The following is a 12,149-nucleotide window of genomic DNA, read 5'->3' as shown; positions in this document are numbered from 1 at the left end:
CGGCGTTTAGCCCCTCAGTTTTGCACCAGCGAGCACTGACTTTCTGATAGCGGACGGTAGGCTTCTGCGGCAGGGATAGTGCTCAGGATTTCGTAAAGATCCCATTCGCCGGTGGACTCTTCCGGCGTTTTGACTTGAGCGAGGTACATGTCATGGATCATGCGGCCATCTTCACGGATGCTGCCGTTACGGGCGAAGAAGTCGTTGATCGGCTCTTCGGCCATTTTGGCGCGCACGGTTTCGGGGTCATCTGTCCCTGCGGCTTCCACGGCTTTCAGGTAGTGCATGGTGCTGGAGTAGATACCGGCTTGCACCATGGTGGGCATGCGTCCGGTCTCTTCGAAGTAACGCTCGGACCACGCGCGCGCCTCGTCATCCATATCCCAGTACCAACCGGTGGTCAGCAGCAGACCTTGGGTGGCCTCCAGGCCCAGCGCGTGCACGTCGTTCAAGAAGATCAGCAGGCCCGCAAGCTGCTGGCCGCTTTGGGTCAAGCCGAACTGGCTGGCGGTGGTAATGGCGTTGACCGTGTCGGCTCCGGCGTTGGCGAGACCCACGATTTTCGCGCCAGAACCTTGTGCCTGAAGAATATAGGAGGAGAAATCACTGGTGGGGAACGGATGACGCACGCCACCGACGATTTCGCCGCCGTTGGCCTCGACCACGCTGGTCACGTCGGCTTCCAGCGCATGCCCGAAGGCGTAGTCAGCGGTCAGTAGGAACCAGCTATCGCCGCCCTGCTCGACGACGGCTTTCGCCGTACCGTTGGCCAGCGGATAGGTGTCGTATACCCAATGAATGTGGTTCGGGGTGCAGTGTTCATTGGTAATACTGGATGCTGCCGAGCCAGAGACGATACCCAGACCGTCGTTCTCTTCCAGCACCTTGGTCACGGCAATGGAAACCGATGAGGCCACCAGGCCGCCGACCATATCGACGTTGCGCTGATCGATCCACTCGCGCACGGTGTTGGCCCCTACGTCGGCGCTGTTACGGTCATCGGCACTAAACACCACGATCGGCGAGCCGTTCACGCTACCGCCAAAATCGGCCACCGCCATTTCCATGGCGGTTTGACCGCCTGGGCCTGCCAGATCGCGATAGGTGCCGGACATATCGGCCAAATAGCCAATACGTACCTCGCCATCGCTGATCTCGGCTTGAGCGGTCGAAATCGCCATGCTAGAGGCAGCGGCAACGGCGATGCTGGCGGCCAGCGTTTTTTTCATAAAGGTCATGTTCGTCTCCTGGCCCCGAGGGCCTTTGTTTTTATGATGCGGACGTTCTAAAGCGTTGATGTGTGGAGCATCTGTGCTGCGTTTGTTGTTTTTAAGGCCGTACTTACCGTTTAGATAGTGTGCGATTCATACCCCCAGCATGCTGTTCAAGTGTTCCCGCCGTGACGGCAACTGCTCTGCCGTGATCTCTTCGACGATTTGACCGTGGTCCATCACGAAGTGGCGATCGGCCAGCGGCGCGGCAAAGCGGAAGTTTTGCTCGACCAGCACGATGGTCATACCGCGCTCCTTCAACTGCACCAGTACCTCGCCCAGCTTCTGCACGATGACCGGGGCCAATCCCTCGGTGATCTCATCGAGCAGTAGTAAACGTGCGCCGGTACGCAGAATACGTGCCATGGCCAGCATCTGCTGCTCGCCGCCTGAGAGCCGCGTGCCCTGGCTTCTACGGCGCTCATAGAGATTGGGGAACATGGCGTAAATTTCGTCTAGGCTCATACCGCCGGAACGCACGGTGGGCGGTAGAAGCAGGTTTTCATGCACGTCCAAGCTTGCGAAAATGCCGCGCTCTTCCGGGCAGTAGCCAATACCTAACCGAGGAATGTGGTGCGGCTTCATGCGTAGCGTTTCGTTGCCATTGATGACGATCGACCCCGTGCGTCGACCCACCATGTTCATGATCGCTTTGAGCGTGGTACTACGCCCTGCGCCGTTGCGGCCCAGCAAAGTGACCAGCTCACCCCGCTTCACGTCAAAATTCACGCCGTGCAGAATGTGCGACTCGCCGTAGAAGGCGTGCAGGTCCTGCACGCGCAGCATTTCCAAGCTTTGATTGTCGGGCGCATCTTGATAGTCGAGAGCTTCAGCGGTGTTCATGCAGTCGCCTCCTCTGCTGCTTCGCTGCCCATATAGGCTTCACGCACCAAGGGGTTACGCGACACCCTGTCGTAGTCGCCCTCTGCCAACACCGCCCCCCGCGCCAGCACGGTAATGCGATCACACAGCCGGCTGACCACGCTCAAGTTGTGCTCGACCATCAGCACCGTACGGCCTTGGGAGACTCGCTTGATCAGTGCCACGATGCGATCGACGTCTTCGGCGCCCATCCCCTGAGTGGGTTCGTCCAGCAGCATCATGCTGGGGTCCAGGGCCAACGTCGTCGCTACTTCCAGCGCGCGTTTGCGGCCATAGGGCATTTCGACGGTGAGCGTATCGGCGTATTCGCGCAAGCCTACTTCATCGAGCAGCGCCAGAGCGCGGTCGTTGAGGTGATCCAGCGACTTTTCCGATTTCCAGAAATGGAAGGAGGTGCCCAGCTGGCGCTGAAGCGCCACGCGAACGTTTTCTAGCGCGGTCATATGGGCAAACACCGCCGAAATTTGGAACGAACGTACCAAGCCCAGCTGGGCGATTTCGTTGGATTTTTTGCTAGTGATGGATTGGCCGCGATAGAGAATGTCACCCCGTGTAGGGGGGAGAAACTTGGTGAGCAGGTTGAACACCGTGGTTTTTCCTGCCCCATTAGGGCCAATCAACGCGTGGATATGCCCTTCCTGCACTTGCAGGTTAACGTTATCCACGGCGGTGAAGCCGCGAAACTCCTTGGTCAGCCCTCGTGTTTCGAGCACTGGCCCCTTGGTCACTTCGTCTGCACGCATGAGGTAATACGCCTCTTGTTGTTCTTGTACGGTGGGAAGCGAAACTCGTTAGCCAGCAACGCATCCTTACCTGAACGTAAGGTGTAGCTGCAAACTAGCAACCTCTCAGTGGGTATTACAATTACAACTTTGGTCTACGCACCATGCTGGCGCATCCAAATAAAACACTATATTTCTTACTTAACAACGAGTTATAAAAATTCAGCGTTACGCACCCGCTGCCAAGGTCAGCTTTACGTTAACGTAAACTTGTTTTAGCCTCATGGTCAGTGTTCCATAGGGACATTCCCCTATCGACGAGAATAACGATCATGAGCAAGACCTACTCGATCAGCGAGCTAGCCAGTGAATTCGATGTCACCACGCGCAGCATTCGCTTTTACGAAGATCAAGAGTTGCTGCACCCCACCCGCCGCGGCCAGACACGCATCTACAGCAGCAAAGATCGTGTACGGCTGAAGCTGACGCTTCGCGGCAAACGGCTGGGGTTCTCGCTGGCAGAGATTCGTGAGCTGTTCGAACTGTGGGACGAAACCCGCAGCGGCAGTGAAAAACAGTTGCACCTGATGCTGAGTAAGATCAGCGAGCGTAAAGCGGCGCTAGAGCAACAGATGAAAGACATCACGATGGTGCAGCTAGAGCTCGAGAGTGCGGAGATCCGCTGCCGACAGGCCCTGGAAGAGCTCAACGAGAAGCATCCGGCCACCTCGAAATGACGGCAAACGCAACGCGCAAACCAACGACCTGCTAACCATCGACCATTAACAATCAACGACAAGGTGATTGACCATGTTTTCCCACTATACAGAACTCAATTTCGGCCTCGACGACGAGCTCAACATGCTGCGTGAGCAGGTCAACGCCTTTGCCGCCAGCGAAATCGCTCCTCGCGCCGCGGAGATCGATCAGAACAACGAATTTCCAAGCGATTTGTGGAAGAAGTTCGGAGATATGGGGCTACTGGGCATTACGGTTCCGGAAGAGGATGGCGGCAGCGGCATGGGTTATCTAGCCCACTGCATTGCCATGGAAGAGATCTCCCGCGCCAGCGCCTCGGTGGCCCTTTCTTATGGCGCGCACTCCAACCTGTGCGTCAACCAACTCAAGATCAACGCCTCAGCCGAACAGAAAGCCAAATACCTGCCCAAGCTGATCAGCGGTGACCACGTAGGTGCGCTGGCCATGTCAGAGCCGGGTGCCGGTTCCGACGTGGTGTCCATGCAGCTTCGCGCCAAAGAAGATGGCGACCACTACGTGCTCAACGGCAACAAAATGTGGATCACCAACGGGCCGGATGCCGACGTGCTGGTGGTCTACGCCAAAACCGATCCGGATGCTGGCTCCAAAGGGATTACGGCCTTCATCATCGAAAAAGGGATGCCGGGCTTCTCGACTGCCCAGAAACTCGACAAGCTGGGTATGCGGGGCTCCAACACCTGCGAGCTGGTCTTCCAAGATTGCCGCGTGCCCGCCGAAAACGTGCTAGGTGAAGTCGGCAAAGGCGTTCGCGTCTTGATGAGCGGCTTGGATTACGAGCGTGCCGTCCTGGCGGCAGGCCCCATCGGCATCATGCAGGCTGCCATGGATGTGGTCATTCCCTACATCCATGAGCGTAAGCAGTTCAACCAGTCTATCGGTGAGTTCCAGCTGGTGCAGGGCAAAGTGGCCGACATGTACACTACCCTAAACGCCTGCCGGGCGTATTTATACGCCGTCGCCGCCGCCTGCGACCGTGGGCAAACCTCACGCAAGGATGCCGCTGGCGTCATTCTTTACTGTGCCGAAAAAGCCACCCAGGTCGCGCTGGACGCCATTCAGCTACTGGGCGGCAATGGATATATCAACGAGTACCCCACCGGCCGCCTGCTGCGCGACGCGAAGCTGTATGAGATTGGCGCTGGTACGAGCGAAATCCGTCGGATGCTGATTGGCCGCGAACTGTTTAGCGAAAGTCTTTAACAATAATAACCGGGGCCGGGCTATGAGCACACTCTCGACACAGATCAACCCGCGCAGCGATGCGTTTCAAGCCAACGACGCCGCCATGCGCGGCGAAGTCCACCAACTGCGCGATCTCACCGCCGCCATTGCGCAAGGCGGCGGTGAGAAGGCGCGTGCCCGCCATGAGAGCCGTGGCAAGCTGTTCGTACGTGATCGCATCGACCACTTGATTGACGAAGGCTCGCCGTTTTTGGAATTTTCTGCGCTGGCCGCCCACCACGTTTACGACGACGATGTGCCGGCCGCTGGCGTGGTGACCGGCATTGGCCGCGTCTCGGGGGTCGAATGCGTCATCGTGGCCAACGACGCCACCGTGAAAGGCGGCACCTACTTTCCTCTGACGGTCAAAAAACACCTGCGCGCGCAAGAGATCGCCCGCAAGCACCGCCTGCCGTGTATCTATCTGGTCGATTCTGGCGGTGCCTTTCTGCCCCGCCAAGACGAAGTCTTCCCCGACCGCGACCACTTCGGGCGCATTTTCTACAATCAGGCCACGATGTCCGCCGAAGGCATCCCGCAAATTGCCGTGGTCATGGGTTCCTGTACCGCTGGCGGTGCGTATGTACCTGCCATGGCGGATGAGTCGATCATCGTCAAAGAGCAGGGAACGATTTTCCTGGGCGGCCCGCCGCTGGTGAAAGCCGCCACGGGCGAGAGCATTAGTGCAGAAGACCTGGGCGGGGCGGACGTTCACGCCAAAGTGAGCGGCGTAGCCGACCACTACGCCGAAAACGACGCCCATGCGCTGCAACTCGCCCGCGCCTGCGTGTCGCGGCTGAACTGGCAAAAACGCGGCCAGCTGGCCATGCAGCCACCCAGGCCGCCGAAGCTCGACCCGTCCGAACTTTACGGCATCGTCGGCACCGATCTGAAAAAGCCTTACGACGTGCGCGAAGTCATCGGCCGCATCGTCGATGGCTCCGACTTTGACGAGTTCAAACGCTACTACGGCGACACGCTAGTAACCGGTTTTGCCCACATCCACGGCTACCCGGTCGGCATCGTGGCCAATAACGGCGTGCTGTTTTCGGAAAGCGCCGTGAAAGGCGCGCACTTCATCGAGCTGTGCGCTCAGCGCAAGATCCCTCTGGTCTTCCTGCAAAACATCACCGGCTTCATGGTCGGCTCCAAGTACGAGCACGAAGGCATCGCCAAGCACGGTGCCAAGCTCGTCACCGCCGTGGCCTGCGCCAACGTGCCGAAATACACCGTGTTGATTGGTGGCAGCTTCGGTGCCGGGAACTACGGCATGTGTGGCCGAGCCTATGACCCCAATCTGCTGTTCATGTGGCCCAACGCACGTATTTCGGTGATGGGTGGCGAACAGGCGGCGGGGGTACTTTCCCAAGTAAAACGCGAGCAGTACGAGCGCGAAGGCCGTGAGTGGAGCAAAGAGGATGAAGAGGCCTTCAAGAAGCCTACCCGTGACCAGTACGAGCACCAGGGCCACCCGTACTACGCCAGCGCCCGCCTGTGGGATGACGGCGTGATCGATCCGCTACAAACCCGCGACGTGCTGGGGCTGTCACTGGCCGCTGCGATGAATGCGGAAGTCAAAGAGACACGCTTCGGCGTGTTCCGGATGTAAGGGGCGCACACATGGCTTACTCGACCTTACTCATCGAAGCAGGCGTGGCGCGGCTCACCTTAAACCGCCCAGAGGTGCATAACGCCTTTGACGACAGCCTGATTGCCGAACTCAACGCACACCTGGAAAAGCTGCATGACTTGGCAAGCTCAGGTGAAGTTCGGGTGATGGTGCTCGGTTCCGAAGGCAAAAGCTTCTCCGCAGGCGCTGATCTGAATTGGATGAAGCGCATGGTCGATTACGACCTGGAAGATAACCTCGCCGACTCCCGCAAGCTGTCGGCGCTGATGCACGGGCTCGACACGCTGCCCTGCCCGACCGTTTGCCGCGTACAGGGGGCGGCGTTTGGCGGTGCGGTGGGCTTGGCCGCCTGCTGCGATATCGTCATCGCTTCCAACAAGGCCAAGTTCTGCCTCTCGGAGGTCAAGATTGGCCTGTCGCCAGCGGTGATCAGCCCCTACGTGCAACGCGCGCTTGGCCCGCGCCAGACGGGCCGCTACGCGCTGAGCGCGGAAATCATGGATGCCCCCACTGCGCTCGCCCTGGGGTTAGCCCACCAAGTGGTAGACCCCGACGCCTTGGATAGCGCCGTGGACGCGATGATCGACACGCTGCTGCAGGGCTCTCCCCAAGCGCAGCGGGCAACAAAAGCGCTGCTGGCCGCCGTGGCCCAAGCACCGGATAGCGACGCCACCCGTGAGCACACCTGCCAGGTGATTGCCAAGCTGCGAGTGAGCGACGAGGGCCAAGAGGGCCTCGCCAGCTTTTTCGACAAGCGCCGCCCCGCCTGGACGTCCCCCGAAGAACACAAACACGCTGCGGAGCCACGCTCATGACGTTGACCCCAACCAAATTCGACACGCTGCTGGTGGCTAACCGCGGCGAAATCGCCTGCCGCGTGATGCGTACCGCCCGGCGTATGGGCTTGAAGACCGTCGCCGTTTACTCCGATGCGGACGCCAGCGCCCGCCACGTGCGTGACGCCGATGAAGCCGTGCGCCTCGGCCCTGCCGCCGCCCGGGAAAGCTATCTGAACGTTGACGCGGTGATCGAGGCCGCCCAACGCACCGGTACCGGCGCCATTCACCCGGGCTACGGCTTCCTCTCCGAGAACGGCACCTTCGTCAAAGCGTTGGAGCAAGCGGGCATTACCTTCGTCGGCCCGCCCGCTTCTGCGATTGCCGCCATGGGCGACAAATCTGCCGCCAAAGCGCGCATGGCGAATGCGGGCGTGCCGCTGGTGCCCGGTTACCATGGCGACGACCAGGACGATGCACTACTGCGTTCCGAGGCCGATAAGATCGGCTATCCGGTGATGCTCAAAGCCAGTGCCGGTGGCGGTGGTAAAGGCATGCGCGTCGTCGAAAGCGGCGAGGGCTTCAAAGCGGCGCTGGATGGCTGCCGCCGGGAATCGAAAGCCGCGTTTGGCGATGACCGCATGCTGATCGAAAAGTATCTGGTACAGCCTCGCCATGTGGAAGTACAAGTGTTCTGCGACCGCTACAGCAACGGCGTCTACCTCTTCGAGCGGGACTGCAGCGTGCAGCGCCGCCATCAAAAAGTGATCGAGGAAGCGCCCGCCCCGGGCATGACACCTGAACTGCGCGCCGCCATGGGCGACGCCGCCGTTCGCGCCGCCAAAGAGATTGGCTACGTGGGCGCGGGCACGGTGGAGTTCCTGCTAGACGCCGACGGCTCGTTCTACTTCATGGAGATGAACACCCGCCTACAGGTCGAACACCCGGTCACCGAGATGATTACCGGCCAAGACCTGGTGGAGTGGCAGCTAAGAGTCGCCATGGGCGAGCCGCTGCCCTGCCGACAAGAGGAACTGACCATTACCGGCCACAGTTTCGAAGCACGCCTTTACGCCGAAGACCCGGAGCAGGATTTCCTACCCGCCACCGGTCTGCTGACCCGCTTTGCGCTGGACTTGGAAGGTGCCGGGCTAGGCGCGGATCAAGTACGCCTGGACAGCGGCGTAGAGAGCGGCGATACGGTGTCGATGCACTACGACCCGATGCTCGCCAAGCTCATCGTTCACGGCGTGGATCGCGACGCGGCGCTGGCAACGCTCAATCGCGCGCTGGCCGCCCTGGACGTGCAGGGTGTGGTGACCAATCGCGCCTTCCTGCAGCGCTTGGCCAACCACCCGGGCTTCAAGAACGTCGAGCTGGATACGCGATTCATCGAACGCAACGAAGTCACCCTGTTTGCTCCGCGACAGTTCTCGACGGAAGACTACGCCAGCGCCGCACTGATTGGCCTGCACCAGCTCGCCCAAGAGTGCGAAAGCGACTCCCCCTGGGACCGCCACGACGGTTTCCGGCTGAATGCGCCGCATACCATCCGCATCGCACTGTGTGACCCGTCGAGTGCCCAAGCGCCGGATAGCGACCCTACCGTCGTGGTCGTCGAAGGAAAGCGCGCGCCCCTGGAGGCTCAGTGGCAGCTCACCATTGGCGACAGTACGCTGAGCGCCAGTCTACAACCGCTCGACGGCGACGCCGTCGCCGTCACGCTCGACGGCCACCGCCGTCGTTTGCAGGCGCGCAAAGACGACCACGTCGTCGTAATGGCCGAACCTAGCGGCGAAACCCGCCTGTTCTGGCGACGCATCGATGCCATCGATCACGGGCACCACGAAACGGAATCCACCCTCACCGCCCCCATGCACGGCACCGTAGTGGCACTGCTGGTGGAGCCAGGCATATCGGTGGAGAAAGGCATGCCGCTGATGGTGATGGAGGCTATGAAAATGGAGCACACCATGACCGCTCCCGCCGATGGCAGCGTCGAGACGTTCCACTTCCAAGCAGGCGATACCGTCGGCCAGGGCGATGTGCTACTCGACTTTGCCCCCAGCGAATAGGAGCCGAACATGACACTGCCTACGTCCATCAAGCTATTCGAAATGTCCCCCCGCGACGGGCTGCAAAACGAACCGGGCACCCTGGTGCCCACCGGCACCAAAATCGAGCTGATCGAGCGGCTGGCGAAGGCGGGCATTCGTCATATTGAAGCGGCCAGTTTCGTGTCGCCCAAGTGGGTACCGCAAATGGGCGATGCCACCGAGGTCATGCACGGTATCCAGCGCCAGTCCGGCGTGGTGTATTCGGCGCTAACGCCTAACCTCAAAGGGCTCGAGAGCGCCCTGGCGGTAGGCGTCGAGGAAGTCGCGGTGTTCGGCGCCGCGTCGGAAGCGTTCTCACAGAAGAACATCAACTGCTCGATTGCCGACTCTTTAGCGCGCTTCGAACCGGTGCTTGCCCGCGCCAACGAGGCAGGCATTCGCGTGCGCGGCTACGTCTCCTGCGTGCTGGGCTGTCCTTATGAGGGGCACATCGCCCCCGAAAAAGTCGCGGAAGTGGCCAAGGCGCTTTATGAGATGGGCTGCTACGAGATTTCGCTGGGCGATACGATAGGCGTAGGCACGCCGCTGGCCGCCAAGCGAATGATCGACGCGACCCGCCAGCAGGTACCGATCGAGAAGCTGGCCGCCCACTTCCACGATACCTACGGGATGGCCATCGCCAACCTGTATGCCGTGATGGAAGAAGGCGTCAGCGTCATCGATGCCGCTACGGCGGGCTTGGGTGGCTGCCCCTACGCCAAGGGAGCGTCTGGCAACGTGGCCACCGAAGACGTCCTCTACTTACTCGAAGGATTAGGCATCGAGACGGGGATCGATCTTCAGTCGGTGATCGACACCGGCGATTGGATCACGCGGCAGTTGGGGCGCCAGCCCAGCGCCAAAGTTGCGCTGGCGCTGGGCAGCTCACGCACTCCCTAATAATTAGAAACGCGTCACTTCCCGTTCAGACAAGAAAAACATATCGGAGAGATCGATCATGGTATCACCTGCACCCGCTTCTAGCCGTTTGCCCAGCTACACCAGCAGCACGGCTGACAAGCCGCTTCTGGGCATGACCATTGGCGACAAGTTCGACCAAATTGCCGCTCAATATCCCGATAATGACGCGCTGATTGCGCTACACCAAAACATACACTGGAGCTACCGCGAGCTACAGCAGGAAGTGAACCGCTGTGCGCGTGCGCTGCTGGCACTGGGTGTCAAAAAAGGCGACCGCGTGGGCATTTGGGCCCCCAACTGTAGTGAGTGGACGCTGACCCAGTTCGCTACCGCCAAAATCGGTGCGATCCTGGTCAACATCAATCCCTCGTACCGCACCCATGAGCTGGAGTACGCGCTCAATCAGTCTGGCGCGCGCTTTTTAGTCACCGCCCACCGGTTCAAAACGTCCGATTACACCTCGATGCTGTTCGAGCTGGCGCCCGAGCTAAGCAGCTGCGCCGAAGGCCAGCTTCAGTCGCAGACACTGCCGCAACTGGAGTGCATCATCAACCTGAGTGCCGACAAGCACAGCGGTATGTGGCGCTGGTCAGACTTCATTGCCGAAGCCGACAACGTGAGCCAAACCGACGTAGACGACCTGCAGGCCACGTTGCAGTTCGATGACCCGATCAATATCCAGTACACCTCGGGCACCACCGGCTTCCCCAAAGGCGCTACGCTTTCGCACCACAACATTCTCAACAACGGCTTTTTCGTGGCGGAGAGCATGGGTTTCACCAGCGAAGACCGCTTGGTGATTCCAGTACCGCTCTACCACTGTTTCGGCATGGTGATGGGCAATCTGGGCTGCATGACCCACGGCGCCGCGATGATCTATCCCGATGAAGGCTTCGACCCGGGTAAAGTGCTGAACGCCGTTCACGAGCAGAAAGCCACCGCGCTCTACGGCGTGCCCACCATGTTCATCGCCGAGCTCGAACACCCGGATTTCGCTAGCACCGATTTTTCGACGCTGCGCACCGGCATCATGGCGGGTTCCATTTGCCCGGCGGAGATCATGAAGCAGGTCATCAACAAGATGAACATGAAGGGCGTGCAAATCGCCTACGGCATGACCGAAACCAGCCCGGTCTCTACGCAAACCGGCGCTAACGATACCATCGACAAACGTGTTTCCACCGTGGGCCGCACCCAGCCCCACCTGGAGAGCAAGATCGTCGACCCCGGCAACGGCGGCATTCTGCCTCGCGGAGAAATCGGTGAGCTATGTACCCGGGGCTATAGCGTGATGCTGAAGTATTGGAACAATGACAAAGCCACTGCCGAGGCCATCGATGAAGCGGGCTGGATGCATACCGGCGACTTGGCCACCATGGATAACGAGGGCTACATCCAGATCGTTGGGCGCATCAAAGACATGGTGATTCGCGGCGGCGAGAACGTCTACCCGAAAGAGATCGAGGAGTTCTTGTACGCACACCCAGCCATTTCAGAAGTGCAGGTCACCGGCGTGCCGGACAAAAAGTACGGCGAAGAGCTAATCGCCTGGGTGAAACTCAACGCCACCGCGGGCGAGATTACTGGTGAAGAGTTACGCGACTACTGCAAAGGTAAAATCACTCACTTCAAGATCCCGCGCTACTTCAAATTTGTCGATGAGTTTCCAATGACCGTCACCGGCAAAATACAGAAATTCAAGATGCGCGAAATTTCGATCAAAGAACTGGGACTCGATGAAAAGTAGCAGGCGATCCCACCCAGCTACCCTGAGCGCGGGGCTTTCGACAGAGATGACGAAAGCCCCGTTTAGGCAACTCTGCTCATCAGTCGTCGACCCAACTCGAGAC

Annotated in this window: 10 protein-coding genes; 7 read left to right on the top strand and 3 right to left on the bottom strand. The window is 59.7% G+C overall.

What is annotated here, in order from left to right; translation table 11 throughout:
* Positions 1 to 14: 14 nt before the first annotated feature.
* From FHJ80_RS11500 to FHJ80_RS11490, 3 genes are all read right to left on the bottom strand, one after another.
* Entirely contained in the window at positions 15 to 1,238 is a 1,224-nt protein-coding gene (locus FHJ80_RS11500) for an ABC transporter substrate-binding protein (RefSeq protein WP_139527313.1), read from the bottom strand.
* Between the two features lie 126 nt (positions 1,239 to 1,364).
* Positions 1,365 to 2,114 carry an ABC transporter ATP-binding protein gene (locus FHJ80_RS11495; RefSeq protein ID WP_139527312.1) on the bottom strand — a complete coding sequence of 250 codons (750 nt, stop codon included), beginning with the start codon at positions 2,112 to 2,114 and terminating at the stop codon, positions 1,365 to 1,367.
* Positions 2,111 to 2,896 carry an ABC transporter ATP-binding protein gene (locus FHJ80_RS11490; RefSeq protein WP_139527311.1) on the bottom strand — a complete coding sequence of 262 codons (786 nt, stop codon included), beginning with the start codon at positions 2,894 to 2,896 and terminating at the stop codon, positions 2,111 to 2,113. Before FHJ80_RS11490 ends, FHJ80_RS11495 begins: the two co-directional genes overlap by 4 nt.
* Positions 2,897 to 3,207: 311 nt before the next feature.
* On the opposite strand from FHJ80_RS11490, the gene FHJ80_RS11485 reads away from it, so the two are divergent.
* The 7 genes from FHJ80_RS11485 (at position 3,208) to FHJ80_RS11455 (ending at position 12,046) form a co-directional block, all read left to right on the top strand.
* Complete coding sequence (locus tag FHJ80_RS11485; RefSeq protein ID WP_139527310.1) at positions 3,208 to 3,612, top strand: MerR family DNA-binding transcriptional regulator; 405 nt, start codon at positions 3,208 to 3,210, stop codon at positions 3,610 to 3,612.
* A 73-nt stretch (positions 3,613 to 3,685) separates the two neighbouring features.
* A complete protein-coding gene (locus tag FHJ80_RS11480; RefSeq protein WP_139527309.1) occupies positions 3,686 to 4,855 on the top strand; it encodes an isovaleryl-CoA dehydrogenase in 1,170 nt (389 codons plus the stop codon).
* Positions 4,856 to 4,877: 22 nt separating this feature from the next.
* Positions 4,878 to 6,485 (top strand): carboxyl transferase domain-containing protein, encoded by a 1,608-nt coding sequence (locus tag FHJ80_RS11475; RefSeq protein WP_139527308.1) that lies wholly within the window; start codon positions 4,878 to 4,880, stop codon positions 6,483 to 6,485.
* Between the two features lie 11 nt (positions 6,486 to 6,496).
* A complete protein-coding gene (locus FHJ80_RS11470; protein WP_139527307.1) occupies positions 6,497 to 7,321 on the top strand; it encodes an enoyl-CoA hydratase/isomerase family protein in 825 nt (274 codons plus the stop codon).
* The gene (locus FHJ80_RS11465; protein WP_139527306.1) at positions 7,318 to 9,357 is read left to right on the top strand and encodes an acetyl/propionyl/methylcrotonyl-CoA carboxylase subunit alpha; all 2,040 of its coding nucleotides are present in this window, start codon (positions 7,318 to 7,320) and stop codon (positions 9,355 to 9,357) included. The genes FHJ80_RS11470 and FHJ80_RS11465 overlap by 4 nt, the downstream gene beginning before the upstream one ends.
* Before the next feature lie 9 nt (positions 9,358 to 9,366).
* Complete coding sequence (locus FHJ80_RS11460; RefSeq protein WP_139527305.1) at positions 9,367 to 10,278, top strand: hydroxymethylglutaryl-CoA lyase; 912 nt, start codon at positions 9,367 to 9,369, stop codon at positions 10,276 to 10,278.
* A gap of 58 nt (positions 10,279 to 10,336) precedes the next feature.
* Positions 10,337 to 12,046: an AMP-binding protein gene (locus tag FHJ80_RS11455; protein WP_139527304.1), complete on the top strand. Its 1,710-nt coding sequence runs from the start codon at positions 10,337 to 10,339 to the stop codon at positions 12,044 to 12,046.
* The last annotated feature ends 103 nt before the right edge of the window (positions 12,047 to 12,149 follow it).

Source organism: Halomonas sp. BL6, assembly GCF_006228115.1.
GTDB classification, from domain to species: domain Bacteria; phylum Pseudomonadota; class Gammaproteobacteria; order Pseudomonadales; family Halomonadaceae; genus Vreelandella; species Vreelandella piezotolerans.
Note: the sequence above shows the minus strand (reverse complement) of the source record. Positions and strands in the feature narration are given on the sequence as shown.